The organism is Marinicauda pacifica, from assembly GCF_004793635.1.
GTDB lineage: Bacteria > Pseudomonadota > Alphaproteobacteria > Caulobacterales > Maricaulaceae > Marinicauda > Marinicauda pacifica.
The window spans coordinates 404,180-425,050 of the sequence record NZ_SRXV01000002.1 but is presented as its reverse complement, the minus strand read 5'-3'; the positions used below and the strand labels follow the sequence as shown (position 1 = coordinate 425,050).

13 protein-coding genes are annotated in these 20,871 nt (G+C 62.9%); 9 read left to right on the top strand and 4 right to left on the bottom strand.

Annotated features, from left to right (window positions below; translation table 11 throughout):
• Positions 1–135: 135 nt before the first annotated feature.
• On the bottom strand, positions 136–1,659 hold the full coding sequence (locus tag E5162_RS08400) for an aminoacyl--tRNA ligase-related protein (RefSeq protein ID WP_135944788.1): 1,524 nt from the start codon (positions 1,657–1,659) through the stop codon (positions 136–138).
• A gap of 386 nt (positions 1,660–2,045) precedes the next feature.
• Here E5162_RS08400 and E5162_RS08395 point away from each other — a divergent pair, with 386 nt between their 5' ends.
• The 5 genes from E5162_RS08395 to E5162_RS08375 all read left to right on the top strand — a co-directional run bounded on the left by E5162_RS08395 (position 2,046) and on the right by E5162_RS08375 (position 9,725).
• On the top strand, positions 2,046–4,163 hold the full coding sequence (locus tag E5162_RS08395; RefSeq protein ID WP_371872245.1) for a M3 family metallopeptidase: 2,118 nt from the start codon (positions 2,046–2,048) through the stop codon (positions 4,161–4,163).
• Between the two features lie 150 nt (positions 4,164–4,313).
• A complete protein-coding gene (locus E5162_RS08390; protein ID WP_135944786.1) occupies positions 4,314–6,017 on the top strand; it encodes a carboxylesterase/lipase family protein in 1,704 nt (567 codons plus the stop codon).
• 127 nt (positions 6,018–6,144) lie between these two features.
• Positions 6,145–7,662, top strand: a complete 1,518-nt coding sequence (locus E5162_RS08385; protein WP_233342073.1) for a flavin-containing monooxygenase — start codon at positions 6,145–6,147, stop codon at positions 7,660–7,662.
• Between the two features lie 99 nt (positions 7,663–7,761).
• Positions 7,762–8,556, top strand: coding sequence for a thioesterase family protein (locus tag E5162_RS08380; RefSeq protein WP_135944785.1), 795 nt, complete (start codon positions 7,762–7,764; stop codon positions 8,554–8,556).
• A gap of 89 nt (positions 8,557–8,645) precedes the next feature.
• On the top strand, positions 8,646–9,725 hold the full coding sequence (locus E5162_RS08375) for a DUF2855 family protein (protein WP_135944784.1): 1,080 nt from the start codon (positions 8,646–8,648) through the stop codon (positions 9,723–9,725).
• Here E5162_RS08375 and E5162_RS08370 read toward each other — a convergent pair.
• Complete coding sequence (locus E5162_RS08370; protein ID WP_135944783.1) at positions 9,722–11,536, bottom strand: ATP-binding cassette domain-containing protein; 1,815 nt, start codon at positions 11,534–11,536, stop codon at positions 9,722–9,724. The two genes, E5162_RS08375 and E5162_RS08370, sit on opposite strands and share 4 nt — an antisense overlap.
• Before the next feature lie 258 nt (positions 11,537–11,794).
• Here E5162_RS08370 and E5162_RS08365 point away from each other — a divergent pair, with 258 nt between their 5' ends.
• Entirely contained in the window at positions 11,795–12,406 is a 612-nt protein-coding gene (locus E5162_RS08365) for a class I SAM-dependent DNA methyltransferase (protein WP_135944782.1), read from the top strand.
• 49 nt (positions 12,407–12,455) lie between these two features.
• Positions 12,456–13,121, top strand: a complete 666-nt coding sequence (locus E5162_RS08360; RefSeq protein WP_135944781.1) for a DUF599 domain-containing protein — start codon at positions 12,456–12,458, stop codon at positions 13,119–13,121.
• A 45-nt stretch (positions 13,122–13,166) separates the two neighbouring features.
• Here the strand turns inward: E5162_RS08360 and E5162_RS08355 are convergent, their stop codons facing one another.
• Positions 13,167–14,366, bottom strand: a complete 1,200-nt coding sequence (locus tag E5162_RS08355) for a hydroxymethylglutaryl-CoA reductase (protein ID WP_135944780.1) — start codon at positions 14,364–14,366, stop codon at positions 13,167–13,169.
• A gap of 201 nt (positions 14,367–14,567) precedes the next feature.
• Between E5162_RS08355 and E5162_RS08350 the strand changes: the two genes are divergently transcribed.
• Positions 14,568–17,150: a valine--tRNA ligase gene (locus E5162_RS08350; RefSeq protein ID WP_135944779.1), complete on the top strand. Its 2,583-nt coding sequence runs from the start codon at positions 14,568–14,570 to the stop codon at positions 17,148–17,150.
• A 7-nt stretch (positions 17,151–17,157) separates the two neighbouring features.
• Positions 17,158–17,880 (top strand): PepSY domain-containing protein, encoded by a 723-nt coding sequence (locus E5162_RS08345; protein WP_135944778.1) that lies wholly within the window; start codon positions 17,158–17,160, stop codon positions 17,878–17,880.
• On the opposite strand, the gene E5162_RS08340 is transcribed toward E5162_RS08345, so the two are convergent.
• Positions 17,877–20,846 carry a PAS domain-containing protein gene (locus tag E5162_RS08340; protein WP_135944777.1) on the bottom strand — a complete coding sequence of 990 codons (2,970 nt, stop codon included), beginning with the start codon at positions 20,844–20,846 and terminating at the stop codon, positions 17,877–17,879. The two genes, E5162_RS08345 and E5162_RS08340, sit on opposite strands and share 4 nt — an antisense overlap.
• Positions 20,847–20,871: the final 25 nt, after the last annotated feature.

Sequence of the window (20,871 nt, the reverse complement as noted above, 5' to 3'; positions counted from 1 at the left end):
ACGGAAACCGTCACGGGAGTAACGGTCTGAGGTCATGGAAACAGTGGACGGATATGCGCGAATAGCGGACTCATCGCGGCTCTGCGTACGGCGATCATGCCGGGATAACATCGCATCTGCGCCGTCCGGCGAACCTCAGTACGACTTGGCGACGATAATGTTCTCGACGGCCTGGTCGCCGGTGAACACGCATTTCCCGCGGACCTCGCCCTGATCGAAGGGGGCGACGCGCACGGTCAGCTGGTGGTCTTTCAGGCGTTTGATGACGGTTTCCAGCGCTTCGCCCGTGGGACGGCTCCAGGCCAGCTTGGCAAAGGCGGGCTCGCCCGATTTGAACAGGGCAACCATGTCCTCGAAGCTCTCGACCTGGTGGGTGTGCTCGGCCAGGAAGGTGCTCGCGCGGTCATAGAGGGCGGTGTGAATCTCGGTCAGTGCCGCGGCCGCCATGGCCGGGAAATCCTCGCGTTCGACGACCTGGCTGTTGATTTTTCCGTCCTCGGTGCGCAGCGCATCGCGGCGCAGGAAGGCGACCTTGCCGTTCTCAACGTCGCGCGCGCCGATCTCGCAGATCAGCGGCGCACCCTTCTTGACCCAACGCCAGCGCTTGTTCTGGGCCTTGTCGGCGTCCAGATCGACACGCACCCGCAAGGCTTCCCCGAAGACCGACTGCGCGCGCAGCGCCTCGGCCAGCTCCTGGCAGTAGGTTTTGATCGCCTCGTCGGCTTCCCCGCCCTTCAGCATGGGCACTAGAATGACTTGCTGAGGGGCTACACGCGGCGGCAGGCGCAGGCCGTCATCGTCGCCATGGGCCATGATGACCGCACCGATCATCCGCGTGGACAGACCCCAGCTCGTCGTGTGGGCGTGTTTCCATTCGCCCTGGTCGTCCTGGAACTGGATGTTCTGCGCCTTGGCAAAATTGGTCCCGAGATAATGCGAGGTTCCCGATTGAAGCGCCTTTCCGTCCCTCATCATCGCCTCGATGGTCAGGGTTTCTACCGCACCGGGGAAGCGTTCATGCTCCGGCTTATGCCCGTCTATGACCGGCAGGGCGAGCGCGTGGACGGCGAAATCCCGGTAGACACCGAGCATGCGCTCGGTCTCGGCCATGGCGTCTGCCTCGTCGACATGGGCGGTATGGCCTTCCTGCCAGAGGAACTCGCTCGTGCGCAGGAACATGCGCGGACGCATTTCCCAGCGCATCACGTTGGCCCACTGGTTTAGAAGCAGCGGCAGGTCGCGGTAGGAGCGCACCCAGCGGCTCATCGCCGAGCCGATAATCGTTTCCGAGGTCGGACGCACGATCAGCGGTTCTTCCAGCTTGGCCTCGGGGTCGGGCTGAAGCTTGCCGTCGATCACCTTGAGACGGTGGTGGGTCACCACCGCCATCTCCTTGGCGAAGCCGTCCACGTGCTGGGCTTCCTGCTCGAAATGCTTCAGCGGAATGAGCATCGGGAAGTAGCAGTTCTCGTGCCCGGTCGCTTCGATCGCGCCGTTCAGGATCGCTTTCATGCGCTCCCACAGGCCGTTGCCCCAGGGCTTGATGATCATGCAGCCGCGAACGCCGGACTCCTCGGCCAGGTCCGCCTCGCGCACGGCAGCCTGGTACCAGGCAGGGAAGTCTTTGGTTTGGGACACGTCGAGAGCGGAACGGGACACGGGCTACTGGCCTCAGGATTTCAATCGGTGAAAGGGTGGCGCCGGGCATGGCGCCCGGAGCTTTAGCCCAACCACATCGCCACAGGCAAAATGTCAACGAAACTCTGTAGCGAGGGATCGTCTTTCGGCGCCGCGATTTTACCGCCTTGAGGCAAAACCTTGTGAAATGTTCATATGACGGGGCGCTACGGCCACACTAGGCTGCCGCGTTTCGAAGACATCGATTTGCGTTGTCAAAAAGGGGAGGGCCAATCATGCGCCATCTGTTGATCACAACTGCGAGCCTGCTCGCACTCGCCGCGTGCGCGCCGGAAGCCGAAGGGCCGACCGAGGACGCAGACGCGGCCCAAAGCGAAATTGCGACGAACGGTGAAGGGGCCGGCGCAATGGCCGACGGCCAGAGCGAAGGCGAATACACGACGGCTGAAACCAACCCCCTCCTTGCCGGATGGGATGGCCCGTATGGCGGCGTTCCGGCGTTCGACCAGATGGAACTGGTCTATCTGAAGCCCGCGCTGGAAGTCGCGATGGCCCGCAATCTCGAAGAGATCGAGGCGATCGCCAGCAATCCCGAACCGGCGACGTTTGAAAACACGATCGTCGCGATGGAACGGGCCGGCGACACGCTGGGCCGGGTCTTCACCTATTACGGCATCTGGTCATCCAACCTGTCCTCGCCGGAATTCCGCGAGATTCAGCAGGAAATGGCGCCGAGGCTGTCGGCCTATTTCAGCCAGATCACGCAGAACAAGGACCTCTTCGAGCGCATCGAAGCTGTCTACAATTCTGACGAAGTGAGCGAGCTGCGTCCGGACCAGCAGCGTCTGGTTCAGCTGACCTATGACAATTTCGCGCGCGACGGTGCGACGCTTGAGGGCGAGGCGGCCGAGCGTTACGCCGCGATCGACCAGCGCCTGGCCGAGCTCTACACCCAATTCTCGAACAACGTCCTGGCCGACGAAGAGAATTACGTTCTTTACCTGTCGGAAGACCAGCTCTCCGGCCTGCCGGACTCCTTCATCGCCTCTGCGGCCTCGCTGGCGGCCGAGCGCGATCATGAAGGTGAATATGCGGTCCTGAACACCCGCTCCTCCATGGATCCGTTCCTGACCTACTCGGACGAGCGCGAGCTGCGCCAGCAGGTCTGGGAAACCTACTATTCGCGCGGCGACAATGACGACGAGTTCGACAATAACGCCCTGATCGCGGAAATCCTCCAGCTCCGCGACGAGCGCGTCGAACTCCTCGGCTACGACAACTACGCCCAGTGGCGCCTCGAGAACCGCATGGCGGGTACGCCCGAGCGGGCAATGGAGCTGATGGAAGCCGTCTGGCCGGCTGCCGTCGGCCGCGTCGAGGAAGAAGTCGCGATGATGCAGGAGATCGTCGACGCCGAGGGCGGCGATTTCGAGATCGCGCCGTGGGACTATCGCTATTACATGGAGAAGGTCCGGCAGGACCGCTACGACCTCGATTCAGAGGAAGTGAAGCAATACTTCCAGTTGGATAACCTTCGCGAAGCGATGTTCCACGTGTCCGGCGAGCTATTCGGTTTCGCCTTCGAGGAAATCACCGATGGTTCCGTGCCGGTCTTCCACGAAGACGTCCGCGTCTGGGATGTAACCGATCGCGAAAGCGGCGAGCATATCGGCCTGTGGTATCTCGATCCGTTCGCCCGTCAGGGCAAACGATCGGGCGCGTGGGCGACCAGCTATCGCGGTCACACCACCTTCGACGGCGAGGAAACGCCGCTCACGTCGAACAACTCCAACTTCATCCAGGGCAGTCCCGGCGAACCGGTCCTGATCTCGTTCGACGATGCGGAGACTTTCTTCCACGAGATGGGTCACGCCCTGCACTCGCTGTCGTCCAACGTCGCCTATCCCACGCTGAACGGCGGCGTGCGCGACTACACCGAGTTCCAGTCCCAGCTGCTCGAGCGCTGGCTGCTGACCGACGACGTCATCGACGGTTATCTGCGTCATGTGGAGACCGGCGAGCCGATGCCGGATGAGCTGGTCGAGAAGCTGAATGCGGCGTCGACCTTCAACCAGGGCTTTGCCACGACGGAGTATCTCGCCTCCGCGCTGGTCGACATGTACTATCACACGACCGATCCTGAAGGCATCGACCCGGACGCGTTCGAGCGTGAGACGCTGGAAGAGCTGGGCATGCCGGACGAGCTGGTGATGCGTCACCGTTCCCCGCATTTCGGTCACATCTTCTCCGGCGAAGGCTACTCGGCGGGCTATTACGGCTATATGTGGGCTGACGTGCTCACCTCCGATGCCGCAGAAGCGTTCGACGAGGCACCGGGCGGGTTCTATGACCCCGAAGTGGCCGAGCGCATGGTTTCGACGCTCTTCGCCCCGCGCAACTCTGTGGATCCGGCTGAAGCCTATCGCGAGTTCCGTGGCCGCGATGCCGATATCGCCCCGCTGATGCGTGACCGCGGCTTCCCGGTCCCTGAGGACCTGCAAGAGGGCGGCGAGAACCAGGAGTAGCAGACACGTTGCGCCATCGTGTTGGCGCACGCGCCTCGTCTCCGGAAACCCCGGCCGTTCAGGCCGGGGTTTCTTTTTGTGTGTTGCCGAGTTGCCCGGTCACCGCCTAACCTCTCGAACCAGGTTCGCGAAATAAGCGGGGAGGCTTTCATGCGCGGCGCACTCATTCTTCTGATCGGCCTGATGCTCGCGGCCTGTGGCGCCGATGATACGCCCGCTCCGCCGGTGCCCGACGAGGCGACGGCGCGCACCATCGCTCAAGGCGAACTCATTGGCTTTACAGAGACTTCCACCGGAGCGCAGGTCTGGCGTGGCATTCCCTTCGCCGCCGCTCCGGTTGGCGATCTGCGCTGGCGCGCGCCGCGACCTGCGCCCGCCTTTGAGGGACGGCTTGAGGCATTGGCGTCTTCGGACCGGTGCGCGCAGATGACGACACCGCTCGACCAGGGCCAGGGTATCGAGCCAGGCCTGCTAGTGGGCCGCGAAGACTGTCTCTATCTCGACATCTACGCACCGGAACAGGCAGCCGAGGGGGGCGACCTTCCGGTCATGGTCTGGATCCACGGGGGCTCCAATGTCTGGGGCTATGCCGCCCAGTACGATGCCAGCCAGCTTGTTGCCGACCAGAATGTCATCGTGGTCGTCATCCAGTACCGCCTCGGCCCGCTCGGCTTTTTCGCCCACGAGGCCATCCGTGACACAGCCGGGACCGATCTCGACCGCGGTGCCAACTTCGCCCTGCTCGACCAGACGGCAGCGCTCGAATGGGTGCAGGCCAATATCTCTGCCTTTGGTGGCGATGAGGATCGCGTGACCATATTCGGCGAAAGCGCGGGCGGGTACGACGTGGCCGGCCTGCTCGTCTCACCGCCGGCCCGCGGCCTGTTTCACCGGGCCATTATCCAAAGCGGCGGGCTCGACACGGTCGCGCTCGAAGCCGCTGAACAGGGCGGTGAAGCCATCGTCAATCCGTCCCGCGAGGCAGCGGCCGAATTCGCTGGTGGGCAGACAGCTGAAGCTCTGCGCTCGGCGTCTTTGGAGGAAATCTTCGCGACCTATCACGAGGGTTTCGCCTTCGGCGTTGAGCTGCCGAGGATGATCGCAGATGGCGTGACCTTGCCCGCCGAGGGTATTCGCGAAGGCCTGACCGATCCGGAGTGGTTCAACGACGTGCCGGTTATCACCGGCACGAATTTCGAGGAGATGAAACTGTTCAACTTCCTCGATTCCCAGCTCGTCCGCTCCTGGTTTGGTGTGCTCTATACTGCCCGAGACGCCGACTTCTACGATGCGCTTGCGCAGTACCAGTCACGTGTCTGGCGCATCAATGCGGTCGACAGCATGGCCCAGAGCCTGGTGGACGACGGTCACGAGGATGTCTGGGCCTATCGGTTCGACTGGGACGAGGGAGGGCGCTTCCTTTTCATGGATCTGGGCCAGTTGATCGGTTCCGGCCATGCCGTCGAAATCCCGTTCGTGTTCAATCGGTTCGAGTTCTTTGGCCGGCTCGATAGAGCCTTGTTCACCGATACCAATGCGGAAGGGCGCGAAAGCCTCGCCGCGGCGATGGGAGGATACTGGGCGGAGTTCGCACGCAGCGGAAATCCGGGCGCGGGCGGGGGTGATTTTCCCGAATGGCCGCGCTGGGACGATGGCGGACAGCTGATGCGCTTCGATACGCCGCAAGCCGGCGGGCTCGAGGTGATCGAGGGTGTCGCAACGTTCGAGCAGCTCGGTGAAGACCTCGCGACCGATCCGCGTCTGACGCCGGAACAACGATGCGAGATCGTGGTGCGTATCGAGCAGTGGGACCGGTCCGCCGCGCAGCGTGTGCGCGACCAGGTAGACTGCTGACACCCTTCGCCTGGCCGCGCCGGTCACGCGCTTTCAAGGCTGCACTGCCCACTTGCCGAAAATTTTTGAACGTTGTTCACTTTTGTGAGACGCTTCGAAGAAGAGCCTGCAAGCGGGAGGACGCGCCATGGACATGACGACACCGGTGGAAACGCACACGGATGTATTGATCGTCGGTGCGGGAATTTCAGGTGTCGGCGCCGCGCATCACCTCCAACAGCGCTCGCCCGGCAAGGGCTACCAGATTCTCGAAGCGCGCGAGGATCTGGGCGGAACCTGGGATTTGTTCCGCTATCCCGGCATCCGGTCGGACAGCGACATGTACACGTTCGGCTTCAACTTCCGCCCCTGGACGGACGGCAAGGTGTTTGCCGACGGGCCCAGCATCAAGCGCTACGTGACCGACACCGCGCGCGAGGCGGGCATACTGGAGCATATCCGCTTCCAGACCCGAGTCGTACGCGCCGACTGGGACAGCGCCAGCGCAAGATGGATTCTGGAGGCCGAGGTCGGCGAGCGGCGCGAGCGCAAACGCTTCAGCGCCAACTTCCTGATCCTGTGTTCTGGCTATTATCGTTATGACCACGGCTACATGCCCGATTTTCCAGGCATGGCCGACTTCGAGGGCGACATCATCCATCCCCAGCTCTGGGATGAAGACTACGATTACACGGGCAAGAAGATTGTCGTGATCGGGTCGGGCGCTACGGCGGTAACCCTGGTCCCGGCGATGGCCGGGCGTGCGAGCCACGTGACCATGCTCCAGCGTTCGCCGACCTATATCGCCAGCCGCCCCTCACGCGATGCGATCGCGGACTGGCTGCGCAAGGTATTGCCGGCCCGCGCAGCCTATCTGCTGACGCGGGTCAAGCAGATCGGGCTCGGCATGTTTTTCTTCAACCTGTCGCGGCGTCACCCGGACTACGTCAAGAAAGGCGTGCTCAAGGAAATTCGCAACCAGCTGGGCGAGGACTTCGATGTCGAAACCCATTTCTCGCCGTCCTACAACCCCTGGGACCAACGCTTCTGCCTGGCCCCGGACGGTGACTTCTTCGAGGTGCTGAAGTCCGGTGAAGCGTCAATCGAGACCGATCATGTGGAGCGCTTCGATGCGACCGGCATCCAGTTGAAATCCGGCAAACATCTGGAGGCCGACCTGATCATCCCGGCCACAGGCCTTGAGATGCTGATCGGAGGCGGCATCGAGATTGTCATCGACGGAGAGCGGTTTAACGCGCCCGCTCATGTGACGTATCGCGGCATGATGTTGTCCGGTGTGCCCAATTGCGCGCTCGCGTTTGGCTACACCAATGCGAGCTGGACGCTGAAGATCGACCTGACCCATGAGCGAATCTGCCGATTGCTCAACCACATGGACGCCAAGGGCTACGATTACTGCGTTCCCGAGCCGCCGGCCGATCTCGAGACCCGCGACCTGCTCGACTTCTCGTCCGGCTACGTCCAGAGGGCACTGGCCACCCTGCCCAGGCAGGGGACCAAGGCACCCTGGAAGACCTATCAGAACTATATCATGGACATGATGACCATCCGGTTCGGACCGATTGAGGATGGCCATATGCGTTTTGCCAAGGCTTCCGGCCAGACGCAGCCTGCGTCCGGTGAGCTGCTGGAGTCGGCGCGTTAGGCGCGGCAGCGAAGCTTTGCACCGTCGCCGCTCTTGGCAGGCCGGGCAATGTGTGCTCAGTCGGATGTAAACGCTGTTCACACTTTGCCGGAGCCTGTCATGTCGCTGTCCGACCTGTTTGACGCTGTTGAATCGACGGATCGAGGATTGCAGGTCGAGATAGGTCCTGACTGGACGCAAGGACGCACCTCCTACGGCGGCGTCACAGCTGCGCTTTGTCTAATGGCGGCCCGGCGTCTGGTCGATGAGCGTCGTCCGCTGCGCAGCGCCATGATTTCCTTTGTCGGGCCGAGCGCTGGCCAGGTCAACGTCGAGGCGGAGGTGCTGCGCGAAGGTCGCACGGCATCGAGCGTTCACACACGCCTCTCGGGACCGTCCGGCATAGGAGCCGATGCGACATTCACCTTCGCGGCGGCGCGCGAAAGCAATCTGAACCTCGCTCCGCCAGCCGCGCCGGCCTCGGCGATGCCGTTTCCTGGGCCCGACGCCACCCCCATGGTCTTTCCCGGCGGCGTTCCGTCCTTCACACGCCAGCTCGAGTTCGTGTGGAAGAGTGACGGCGCGCCCTTCACAGGGGGCGGCCAGACCCGTGAACTCAGCTGGGTGCGTCTGCGCGACCTGAAATCCCGGGCCCACAAGCTGAGCCTGATCGCGCTGGCCGACGCGTTGCCGCCGGCCGTCACGCCGGCCCTGAACGGGGCCGCCCCGTTATCGTCGATGACCTGGATGATCGACGTTCTTGTCGATACCCCCCGGACCGAGGAGGGGTGGTGGCTTCTGGAAGCCAGCGCCGACCACGCGAGGGACGGATATTCGACGCAGGATATGACCATCTGGAATGCGCACGGCGAGTGCGTGATCAAGGCGCGGCAAATGGTGGCGATCTTCGCCTGACCGGCGTCTTCGTCATGGTCTTTCACAAGCGCTTGTAAAGTCTGTCGCGAGCCTTGAGGCTGCAGATCGAGCGAGACGGGAGATGTTTGATGAGCTGGGTGCTATCGATCGACAAGAATGATATTTCCACCGCCGCGATTAGCGAGGTGCCATCGCGCCCGCTCCAGGAAGGTGAGGCGCGGTTGCGCGTCGACCGTTTCGCACTGACGGCCAACAACATCACCTACGCAGCCTTCGGCGAGGCCATGCGCTATTGGGATTTCTTCCCAGCCGGAGAGACTACGGGCCATCTGCCCGTCTGGGGCTTCGCAGAAGTCGAGGACTGCCGCGCCGCCGGCGGTCTTGAGGTCGGCGAACGCATCTACGGCTATCTTCCGGCCGGAGCCGAGCTGATCGTGAAGCCGGGCCGGATCGAAGCCGGCAGCTTCATCGACACCAGCGATCATCGTGCAGGCCTGCCGTCGGCCTATAATCGCTACACGCGCTGCGCTTCGGATCCCGGGTATCGCGCCGATCTCGAGGCGGTGCAGATGGTGCTGCAGCCCCTCTTCATCACGTCATTCCTGATTGACCTGCATCTACGCGATACCGGCTTTCTGGGTGCAAGGCGCGTCAGTCTGACCAGTGCATCGAGCAAGACCGCAATCGCGCTGGCTTTCCTTCTTGATCGCGATCGCAGTCACGGCATCGAGATTGAGGCTATCACCTCGCCGGGAAATCGCGGGTTTGTCGAGGCGCTCGGCTACTATGACCGGGTGACTCTTTATGATGATGTGGCCGACATGGAAGCCGAACCTTCGCGTCTGGTCATTGATTTCGCGGGTGACAGCGCGGTCAACAAAGCGATCCACTCCCGGCTCGGCGATGCGCTCGCCGGCAATATTCGGGTCGGGGGTGCTCATTGGGAGAATTCAGCGCCGCCTGGAGCGATGCCCGGACCAAAGCCGGTCTTCTTTTTTGCTCCCGATCATGTGCGCGACCGGATCAAGGAATGGGGTGCTGGCGAATTCGGGCGCCGGTATGGCGAGGCATGGCTGGCCTTCGCTAGCGAAGGCCGTGCCCTGTTCGAGTTCGAGGAGCGTTCGGGCGCCGAGGCAACACTGGCCAGCTATCGCGCCCTGATTGATGGCAAGGTGCCGGCAAAGCAGGCGTTGACCCTTCGGGCCTAACCCTCGATCTCTTCGCGCAGCATCTCCAGCTCCAGCCAGCGCTCCTCCTTCGCGGCCTTTTCGGTAAGCGCATCAGCGTGTTCCCGGCTGGCCGCGTCGAAACGCTCCGGGTTGCGCGAGAACAGGGCCGGATCGGCCATCTCGGCTTCCAGCGTCTTGATTCTGGCGCTGAGGGCCTCGATTTCACCCGGGAGCGTCTCGAGTGCGTACTTGTCCTTGAAGGAAAGCTTGGCCCGGTTCTTGGCGGCTGTGATGCTTGTCGATGCAGGGGCGGTCTTGGCGGGGCCAGCTTTCTTCTCTTCGGACTTGCGCGCTTTCACCCCTTCTCCGCGTTGAGCGAGCATGTCTGAATATCCGCCCGCATATTCCTGCCACTTGCCCTGGCCCTCGAACATCAGTGTGGAACTCGCGATGCGGTCGATGAAGTCGCGGTCGTGGCTGACGAGGATCACGGTTCCCGAATAGTCGGCGATCATGTCCTGGAGCAGATCGAGCGTTTCCAGGTCGAGATCGTTCGTCGGTTCGTCCAGGATCAGCATGTTGGATGGCAGGGCGAGCGAGCGCGCCAGCATCAGGCGCGCCTTCTCTCCGCCTGACAACACCTCCACCGGCGTCCGTGCCTGTTCCGGACGGAAGAGGAAGTCCTTCATGTAGGCCATGACATGCTTGGTCTTGCCGGCAACATCGACCTGATCGCCGCCGCCCTGGGTCAGGGCGTCGGCGAGCGTCCAACCCGGCTGCAGGGCGGCGCGCCGCTGGTCCAGAGTGGCAACTTCCAGATTGGTCCCGAGCTGGATCGTCCCGCTGTCCGGTTCGAGGTTTCCGATCATCAGGTTGATAAGGGTCGTCTTGCCGGCACCGTTCGGGCCGACGATTGCCAGGCGGTCCCCCCGGCTGATCCGAATCGACAGGTCATCGACGATCGAGCGATCCCCGAAGCGCTTCGAAATATGCTTTGCCTCGACCACGCGCTTGCCAGACGTATCTGCTTCACTCACTTCGAGGCTGACCTGGCCCTGAGGGCCGCGATGCGTGCGGCGCTTGTCTTTCAACGCCCTGAAATCGGCGAGGCGGCGCTGATTGCGTTTGCGCCGGGCGGTGACGCCGTATCTCATCCAGTCTTCTTCGCGCGCAATCTGGCGGTCGAGCTTGTGCTGCTCGGTCTCTTCGGCCGCGAATACCTCGTCACGCCAGTCTTCGAAATGAGCAAAGCCCTTGTTGAGCCGGCGGGTCGTTCCCCGGTCGAGCCAGACGACCGCTCGCGTCAGGTTCTCCATGAAGCGGCGATCGTGACTGATCAGAACGATCGCGCCCTGGCGCGCCTTGAGCTCGCTTTCCAGCCATTCGATTGCCGGCAGGTCGAGATGGTTGGTCGGTTCGTCCAACATAAGGATGTCTGGGTCGGGTGCGAGCGCGCGCGCCAGCGCAGCGCGGCGCGCCTCGCCTCCTGAAAGCCGCGATGGCGCCTCTTCGCCGCTGAGTCCGAGTGCCTCGAGCAAGTAGGTCGCCCGATAGTCCTCGTCGCCCGGTGCCAGCCCGTCTTCCACGTAGTCGATGACCCGCTTGAAAGAGGACAGGTCCGGATCCTGTTCCAGATACCGGATCGTAGTGTTGGGTTGGAAGAAGCGCTCGCCATCATCCGGTTCGACGAGGCCGGCTGCAACTTTCATCAAGGAGGACTTTCCCGAACCGTTGCGTCCGACCAGGCAAAGCCGGTCTCCCGCTTCGATGCTCAGCTCCGCTCCGGCAAGGAGGGGAGAGGCACCAAAGGTGAGGTGAATATCCTGGAGCGTGAGAAGAGGCGGAGCCATGTCAGTCCTTGTTGGCCGGTGCGGCGTAGCCCTGCGTTAGCCCAGTCGGTCCCTGGCTGTCATCCTGCTTTTGGAGTGAGGCGCACGACACGAGCACGGGGTGTAGGGGCCGCATTCCAGGCCAGAATTCGTTCGTGGCCGGAGCAAGTCGGGGGTGCCTACGGAAGAATAATGGGGTCAAGGTTTTGCGCTGCACCGCAGTATGCGTTAATAAGTAAGTCGTCTTTTCTCAAAATCGCAGAGGTCACCACACGAGTCATGGCACACGAAAACGAGATTCTCGACCGCATCTATAATCTTAAAGGCGGTGTGGATGAATGCCGTGATACTTACAAGGACTGGGCAAAGTCCTACGATAAGGACACGGTCGAGGGCATGGGCTATGTCGCTCCGGCGATTTCTGCCGACAAGCTGAAGTCGCTTGTGGCGACCGATACCGTCGTTCTGGACGCCGGGTGCGGGACGGGCCTGGCCGGCGTGGAGCTCGCGACCCGGGGCTTCACCACGATCGATGGCATGGATCTGTCACCGGATATGCTCGACATTGCTCGCGAGAAGGGCGCTTATCGTGAGCTGCAGGTCGAGGACATGACCCAGCCCTTGTCCTACAAAGATGATGCCTACGGAGCGGTCATCTGCGTCGGGACGTTTACCCATTCTCATGTGGGACCGAAAGGCTTCAACGAACTGGTGCGGATCACGAAGCCAGGCGGGCTCATCGTTGCCACGGTGCACAATGATGTCTGGCCTGAGGGTTACGAGGCTCATTTCTCAGCCCTTGAGAAAGACGGTCTTGTGGCCATTCGCGAAATCGAAGAAACCGACTACCACCTCGACAAGTGCCGCCTGTGCGTGCTTGAGGTGAAATAATTCCGCGCGTCCGCGAGGCGGCGCGCTCCCGCCGCCTCGCAGGACCGCCATGGACAGCGTTTACTTCGGCCTGATCGGTTTTCTGCTGATTGCAGGCATTTATTCCTTCATCGTCGACCATTCCCCCCTGTCGCGGCATACGCTTTCCACGGCGATGAACGAGGAGCGCCGACAGTGGATGCGCGCGGTCGCGGCCCGGCCGGTGCGCATCATGGATACGCAGATCATTGCCGGGCTTCAGAGCGGGATCGCGTTCTTCGCGTCGACGGCCCTTCTGGGCATCGGCGCCGCCTTCACGATCCTGACCGCGCTAGAGACGATCATGCTGGCCATGGCCGATCTGCCCTTGCTGGCGCACACCTCGCGTACGCAGTGGGAGATGATCAGCCTCGGGCTCCTGGTGATCTACGCCTACGCCTTTTTCAAGTTCGGCTGGGCTTACAGACTGACCAACTACTCCGCGGTCCTGCTTGGTGCAGCGGCCGAACGCGACAATCCCGAGGCGGCGCTGGCCGCGTGCGGACGCGCGGCCGAGATGAACCTGGTTGCCGGCCGCCAGTTCAACCGGGGTATGCGCACCTTGTTCTTTTCTATCGGTTACCTGGCTCTCATTGCCGGTCCCGTCGCCCAGATCAGCACGACGTTGCTGATCGTCGGCATCTTGGCCTACCGCCAGTTCGCCAGTCCGGCCCTGAAGGCGCTAGAACCGCGCTGACGAATGCGGGGGCCGCCCGGTTCGAGGCTCCGGTGTGCCGAGAGCTCATCGCTTGCCCCTGTTGCGGCCGAGCTTTTCATGACTGTCCACCCAGTCGCCGGCCACCACGGCTCCGGCGAGGGAGACCTCCCCGGCCAGGACGGTCGCGGCGCAGATCTCGATGAAACGACCGACCTTGCCCGGGCCGCGGCAGGACAGGATGTCGAGGCATTCGGCCTGCGTGGGCAGTCCCGTGCCGCCGCCAAAGGTTGCGACTATGAGGGAGGGCAGGGTGATGGACCAGTAGTAGGTCTCCCCATCGTCCTCGAGCCGGACATAGGTTATCGCCGCATGGCTTTCGGCCACGTTGGCGGCATCCTGGCCGGTGGCGATAAAGAGGGCCGCGAGCGCGTTGGCGGCATGCATGCCGTTATTGGCCGATCCTGCCATGACCGATCCGGCAAAGGAATTGAGACGCGCGCGAAACAGGGTTTCGGCAGACGCGCCGACCCTTTCGCGCAGCAGCGCACTGGGAATGCGCACCTCGGCGATGACGCGCGCCCCGCGCGAATGAAGCACGTTGAGCTGGCTATGCTTCTTGTCGGTGTCCATCGCGCCGGAAAGCGTGTAGCGCGCGCCGCCGGGATGATTGGCCGCGATCCACTCGCATGCCGCGTAGGTCGCCTTTCCGGCCATGTTCTGTCCGGCCGCATCCCCGGTTTCATAGTTGAACCGCAGGTGCAGCATCGGGCCCACCGCATAGCGCTCGATGTGAGAAAGCTTCGCGATCGAAGATGAGGCTTCGGCCGCGCCGCGAATGTCTTCAGTCCGGGCATCGATCCAGGCGGCAAAATCGCGCGCGCCCCGGGCATCGTCGAAGTGAAAGACCGGCGCGCGCTGCATGAAACGCTCATGGATCGTGGTGCGCACGCCGCCCGCCTCGGTCAGGATACGCATGCCGCGATTATAGCTGGCCACGAGCGTGCCCTCGGTGGTTGCCAGCGGGACGTAGACGTCCTCGTTCACGTGCTCGCCATCGATGCGCAAGGGGCCGGCCAGGCCTACCGGCACCTGGGCGACGCCGATGAAGTTCTCGACATTGCCCCGGGTGATTTCCGGGCTGATGGAGAAAGAGCCGGTATGGGTCAGATCCGCACCGGTCCGCCGCGAAATGAAATCCCGGCGGATCCGAGCGGCGTCGAGACTGTAGTCATTCTCCGTGTCACGAGGGACGGAGAGACGGGTATCGTTGGGTCGCTGGGTCATCGCCTTCAAGCTTAAGCTCGCAGTCGCCACGCGCAAGACGCCCCAGAGCGCGCCTGGAGGAGAGTCCGCAAGGGCCGGCTCCGGGCCTGGGTCCGGGTTGAAGCGGTCGGACACCCGCTCTGTCGTTCGCCTTTTGCGGCTGGGCAAAATCGGTTAAGACCGGCGCTTTCCCGACCCTTTGGAAGTGACGGCGCGCATCTCATGAAAGAGTTTCCCAACAAGTACAAACCCGCCCAGGCAGAGAGCGAGTGTCTCGACCGATGGGCCAAGGACGAGGCTTTCAAGTGGGATCCGACTGCGCCGGCCGACTCTGACTATGTCATCGACACCCCGCCGCCCACCGTGTCGGGCGCGCTGCATATCGGACACATCTACTCCTATACCCAGGCCGACATCCTTGCGCGCTACTTCCGGATGAGCGGGCGCAATGTCCTGTATCCGATCGGCTGGGACGATAACGGTCTGCCGACCGAGCGCCTGGTGGAGAAGGTGAAAAAGGTACGCGGCGGGACTATGGCGCGCGAGGAATTCGTGGCGCTGTGCCGTGAGGTCATACCCCCCTACGAGCAGCAATTTCGCGACCTGTTCGGCCGTATTGGCCTGTCGGTCGACTGGAGTCGGGAATACCAGACGATTTCCGATGAAAGCCGGACGATCTCGCAGATGTCATTTCTCGATCTCCACGAGAAAGGACTGCTGGAGCGCCGTCTCGAACCCACATTGTGGGACCCGGCCGACCGCACTGCGATCGCCCAGGCCGAAGTGGAAGAGATCGAGCGCGAAGGCAAGCTGAACCAGATCCCGTTCCAGATCGAAGGCGGCGGCGAACCGGCCGTCATCGCGACCACGCGCCCCGAACTGATTGGCGGCTGCGGCGCGCTGATGATCCATCCCGAGCATCCCCGCGCCAAAGAACTGGTCGGAAAGCGCGCAATCAGTCCGCTTTACAACGTGCCCGTCCCGATCATCGCCGACGAGGCGGTCGATCCGGAGAAGGGAACCGGCATCGTCATGTGCTGCACCTTCGGCGACGTTCAGGACATCAACTGGTTCCGCGCGCACCGTCTTCCCTTGCGGGTCGTGATCGATCGCGCGGGCAAGATGAAGGAGACTCTTGAAATCGGCAGCGATGACTGGCCCACGCTCGACCTGGCCAGGGCGCAATCGACCATCGAAGCGCTCGCGGGGCTGAAGGCGGAGAAGGCCAAGGCGCAGATTCTCGAGATTCTCAAGGACGAGGGCCTGCTTCTCAAACAGGACACGACCCATCAGGTCGTCCCGGTTGCCGAGCGCTCGGGCGCGCCGCTTGAAATTATCGTCACGCCGCAATGGTTCATCAAGACGCTGGAATACAAGGACCAGATTCTCGAGAAAGGCCGCGAGATCACTTGGCGCCCCGAATACATGCGCCAGCGTTTCGAGAGCTGGGTGGAGGGGCTGAAATGGGACTGGTCCATTTCCCGCCAGCGGCATTTCGGGGTGCCGCTTCCGGTCTGGTATTCCAAGCGCGCGGGCGAGGAGGGCAGGATTATCGTGCCCGGAGCCGATGAACTGCCCGTCGACCCGACCACCGATCTGCCCAAAGGCTATGAAGCCCACGAGGTGGAAGGCGAACGCGACGTCATGGACACCTGGGCGACCAGCTCGGTCTCCCCGCAACTCAATACGCGGGCGATCAGTGAGACGTACGCGGTCGGCGATTACGAGACGCACAAGCGGCTCTTCCCGATGGCGCTGCGTCCCCAAGCCCACGAGATTATCCGGACCTGGGCGTTCTACACGATCGTGAAAGCGCTCCACCACGAGCGTGCCATACCTTGGAAAAATATCGCGATCTCGGGCTGGTGCCTGGCCAGCGACGGCTCGAAGATGAGCAAATCCAAAGGCAATGTGATCGACCCCATCAAGTTGCTGGACGAGCATGGCAGCGACGTGGTGCGCTATTGGACGGGCACGTCGCGCCTCGGTCACGACACGGCGCTCTCACCGAACACGCTCGGCCAGGGCAAGCGCCTGGTCAACAAGCTGTGGAATGCGGTGAAGCTCGCGCATATGTCCTTGTCGGGCACCAGCATCACGCCGACCAGTGCGCGTGCGGACCTGGAGGCGGGACACATCGTCCATCCTCTCGACAAATGGTTGCTTGGCCGGCTTTCCGAGACCGTAAAACGCGCGTCGGAGGCGTTCGAAGATTACGAGTATGCCCAGGCGCTGCGGGTCGCCGAGGATTTCTTCTGGCGGACCTATTGCGACAATTACCTGGAGATGGTGAAGCATCGCACCCGTTTTGAAGGCGAACCCGACGCCGGCGAGCGGTCTGCCCTCTACACGCTGCACCACGCCAGTGTGACCCTGATCCGCCTGTTCGCGCCGTTCACGCCCTATGTGACCGATGTTCTGAACGACATCATGCTCGGAAACGACACCACGGATCCGCGAACGGTGCATGCGCGCGGCGAGTGGCCGAGGCAGGACGATCAGATCGATCCGGACGCCCTGCGCGCCCGGGGTGACACGTTCGTGGCGATACTCGCCGCGGCTCGCAAGGTGAAGTCAGAGCTTCAGGTGTCGATGCGCGCCGAGGTGGAGAGCCTCACGATTTCCGGGGGCGAAGGTGACATCGAGACTCTGATCGGTGAGACCGTGGAGGATATCAAGGCCGTCACCAATGCGCGGCAGATCCTCAGGGCTGAACACGCGCCCGATGGCGCTCCCAGTGCACTTTCGCCGGACGAGCGGTTCACTGTCACGCTGACCATGGTGCCAGCCGCCGAAGAGGGATGAGCCGGACATGATCGCTGTGACGCGCTGGGCGGTGCGCATTCACAAATGGCTCGCGCTGATTGTCGGGCTGCAGATCCTGCTTTGGGTCCTTGGCGGTTTCGTGATGAGTCTGCTGCCCATCGAGGCAGTACGCAGCGAACACACCATCCCGGCGGCTCGGACTGAACCACTCGCGCTGGATATGCTTCTTGCCCCTGGAGCCGCGGCCCGGCAGGCGGCAGTAAGTACGGTGCGCGGTGCTGTGCTCGGTTATTGGAACGAGCGCCCGGTCTACCGATTCCAGACCCCGCGCGGCGTCGTCATGGTCGATGCGCAATCGGGCGCTCGTCTTTCCCCGTTGGACGAGGCGGCGGCAAGACAGACGGCGCAAGCCAACTATGCCGGTGTCGCGCCTGTAAAATCACTGACCTATTTCGAGACCCCGACCTGGGAGTATCGGCGGTCGGGTCCGGCCTGGCGCGCCGAGTTTGACGACGGGGAAGGCACGCGTCTCTACATCTCGCCGGAAAGTGGAGAGGTGACGGCGCGCCGGAATGACCGCTGGCGAGTTTTCGACTTCTTCTGGATGCTTCACGTGATGGACTACAGGGAGCGGGAAAACTTCAATCACCCGCTTCTCATTTCGATGGCTGGACTGGCGCTGGCGACCGTCCTGGCCGGGCTCGTCCTGCTCGTGATCCGGGTCAGACGGTCGATTCTCGTTCAACGTTCGAAGGGCCGCGCCGCCTAGTCAGGCACGTCTTCAGCGGTCCCGGTAGGTAACGTGAAGTAGAAGCTGCTTCCCCGGCCCGGTGCGGAGTCCACCCAGATGCGTCCACCGTGGCGCTCGGCCGCCTGTTGGCAGATTGCGAGGCCAATCCCGGTACCTTCGTAGTCGCCGCGCGCGTGGAGGCGCTGGAAAGGGTCGAAAATCTTGTTGAAGAACTTTCCCTCGATCCCGATTCCGTTGTCCATCACATGAATTCGCCAGCTATCGCCGGCGCGGACAGAACCGATCCGGATATAAGGCGCATCCTGGCCGCGATACTTGATCGCGTTTGTGATCAGATTCTGAAACAGGAGGCGCAGGAGCGTTGTGTCACCGTAAACCGCCGGCAGAGCGTCGATCTCGATGATGGCCCCGGTCTCCTCGATCAGGACGCCCAGCTCTTTGAGCAGCGCTTCGACCACGGATTCCAGTTCGATGCGTGATGTCTTCAGGGGGCGGCTTGAGGCGCGTGAATAGCCCAGAAGGTCGTCGATGAGCGTTCGCATTCGGCCCGCAGCATCGACCAGGAAATCCAGACTGCTCAGCCCGTCCTCGTCCAGCCGGTCCTGATAGCGCCGTCGCAGAAGGCCGGAGAACGCGGCGATCTTGCGCAGTGGCTCCTGCAGGTCGTGGGAGGCGACAGTGGCAAAGCGATTGAGCTCGCGGTTTGTGCGTTCGAGTTCTTCTGCGCGCGCTTCGAGTTCCTTACGTGCGGCTTGGATATCGGTGAGATCCTCGAACACGGCATGGGCGGCGCGCGGCGTGCCGGAGAGATCGTATTCGGCAAAAGCGGAAATCCGTGTCTCCAGCACCTCCCCCTGGCTCGTGACAAGTCGGACAGGCTCGCGAACCAGCTCGCCTTTTTCGAGGGTTTGCGGCAACAGCGTCCTCGCAACCCGCTCACGGTCGTCGGGATGGACCACGATCAGGCCGGGGCGGCCAATAACCTCGTCCTCGCGATAGCCGAGGCGCGCCACCCAGTGACGGTTCACCATCAAGGTGTTGCCATGCTTGTCCATTGTATGAAGCAGAGCCGGCGTCTGCTGGTAGATTGAATCCAGTCGCGCCTTCTCGAGCGCCAGGTCCTTCTCCAGTACGCGCCGCTCGGTAATGTCGGTTATGAATCCCGAGAGCCGGGTAGGGGCGCCGTCCGGGCCGACCTGCGAGACTCCGCCGCGCAGGTTGATCCAGCGATAGTCGCCATCGCGGGTCCTGATCCGGACCTCGAAGTCCTCCTGGTGATCCGGCGCAAGGCGGCCGAGCCCGGACAGGAGGCCATGAAGATCGTCCTCGTGAATGGCCGAACGCCAGTCTTCCGCATCCAGCACGAGACGCGTTCCGCCGTCACTGAAGGCCTCAGCGAGCTCGATCGCGGGGCATAACGGACCTTCGAGCGTCAATCGTCCGGTCGCGATTTCATGAAACCACGCCGTAATGTTGGCCGCCGCCGCCGCCTCCGCGCGGGCGCGCTCGGTGACAGCAAGTTGCTCGCGCAGGTGTTCGACCTCGTCCGTTTCGCTCAGCACCCCGGCCAGGGTCAGGACCTGCCCGTCAGGGGTTTGCTCGCTGACTCCGCCCCTCGCGCGTACGTGAATATACTGCTGGTTCTTGTCGCGGATGCGATAGTTGATCTCCCCGTTGGGCGCTGTCTCAAAGTTGCTGCGGCACAGGTCGACCAGGCGCGGCCAGTCGTCTGGGTGCACGCAGTCTTTCCATTTCGAGAAAGAAAAGCTGCCATCGACCTGATCAAGATCGAGGCGCTCGCACAAAGGGCCGCTGATCGTCATGCGGTCGCTGGTCATGTCGCGGGTCCAGGCCGTTATCGACGCGACCCGCATGGAACGCGCCGCGGCCTGATCGACGGTATTGATTTCCGGCGTGCTCGCGACGGCCTCTGCGGACGCGGACTCAGCCAGGCGGGTGAAGCCATAGGCCTGCCCTGCACTGTCGCATGGCTCCGCATGACAGACATGGGTCTGTTCGCTGCCGGTTTCGTCCCGAATGCGATAGCGCTCTTCCATGGTGGCGCCGAACTGAAGGGCGAGAAACGCCGCACTGACCCGGCTGCGGTCATCGGGGTGCACGCGGCTACGCCAATCGGAATAACAGAACGGTCCTTCCTGGCCGGTATGAAGCCTTCCTGTGGAGTGGCCCTCGTCGGCCTCGAAATCATAGCTCCAGGCACACAGATCGGCGGCCTGACAGGCCAGGCGAAGGCGGGGATCGGTCTCAGGACCGGTTGCCGCCGTCCGCGTCGCGTCATGAACGATACCGCTGAACGCCAGGGGCTGGCCGCGGCGCCCGTGGGTGAGAACGCGAAACTGATGGCGCATCTGGCGCCAGGCACCATCGTGCCGACGCATCCTGCACTCGAAGGCATGTACGTCCAGCCGGTGCCCGGACACCGCCCTGAGGCGATCCTTGATGCGGGCACGGTCGGTCGCGTGGATCGCCTTCAGCCACGCCTCGACAGAAATCCTCCCGTCTCGTGCCCGGCCTGTGAGAAAGTGTTCGAGCGCCGGAGAGACGCGAGCCTGGCGATGGGCGAGATCGAGCCGGTATGTGCCACTCAAGCCGTGGGTCTCTTGCGTCGGGGACGCCGGCGAAGCCCTCGGTGTCACGACCAGCAGCCGACAGTCAGGCGAGGACGGCAATAGTCGTACGTCAAGCGTGACGGGTGCTGGCGCGCCATCTGATCGCGAGATCAGGCAGGACAATCCGGAGAGGGGACTGTCGGTGGACAGGCTCGAGCGGACAAGATCAATGTCGAGCCGATCCGCAAGCAAGGTATTGAAGCCGAGACCGGTGAGCGCCTTCGCGCTCCGGCCGGCAAGGCTGCAGAGCGCGGGATTGGTTTGCAGGATGCGCAGGTCGGCGTCGACAACGGCGCAGGCCTGAGGAAAGGCGTCAAACGCCTCGAAGATGACGCTGCGCGACATCTCGGTCATGCCGGTTGCCCTTCTGCTTCTCCAA

Bases quoted from the DNA above. Each gene is read 5' to 3' on its own strand.
- E5162_RS08395 (WP_371872245.1), top strand. From the start codon at position 2,046: ATGGCCGACGGCCAGAGCGAAGGCGAATACACGACGGCTGAAACCAAC.
- E5162_RS08340 (WP_135944777.1), bottom strand. From the start codon at position 20,846: ATGACCGAGATGTCGCGCAGCGTCATCTTCGAGGCGTTTGACGCCTTT.
- E5162_RS08355 (WP_135944780.1), bottom strand. From the start codon at position 14,366: ATGACCCAGCGACCCAACGATACCCGTCTCTCCGTCCCTCGTGACACG.
- E5162_RS08390 (WP_135944786.1), top strand. From the start codon at position 4,314: ATGCGCGGCGCACTCATTCTTCTGATCGGCCTGATGCTCGCGGCCTGT.
- E5162_RS08385 (WP_233342073.1), top strand. From the start codon at position 6,145: ATGGACATGACGACACCGGTGGAAACGCACACGGATGTATTGATCGTC.
- E5162_RS08360 (WP_135944781.1), top strand. From the start codon at position 12,456: ATGGACAGCGTTTACTTCGGCCTGATCGGTTTTCTGCTGATTGCAGGC.
- E5162_RS08375 (WP_135944784.1), top strand. From the start codon at position 8,646: ATGAGCTGGGTGCTATCGATCGACAAGAATGATATTTCCACCGCCGCG.
- E5162_RS08365 (WP_135944782.1), top strand. From the start codon at position 11,795: ATGGCACACGAAAACGAGATTCTCGACCGCATCTATAATCTTAAAGGC.
- E5162_RS08345 (WP_135944778.1), top strand. From the start codon at position 17,158: ATGATCGCTGTGACGCGCTGGGCGGTGCGCATTCACAAATGGCTCGCG.
- E5162_RS08350 (WP_135944779.1), top strand. From the start codon at position 14,568: ATGAAAGAGTTTCCCAACAAGTACAAACCCGCCCAGGCAGAGAGCGAG.
- E5162_RS08370 (WP_135944783.1), bottom strand. From the start codon at position 11,536: ATGGCTCCGCCTCTTCTCACGCTCCAGGATATTCACCTCACCTTTGGT.
- E5162_RS08380 (WP_135944785.1), top strand. From the start codon at position 7,762: ATGTCGCTGTCCGACCTGTTTGACGCTGTTGAATCGACGGATCGAGGA.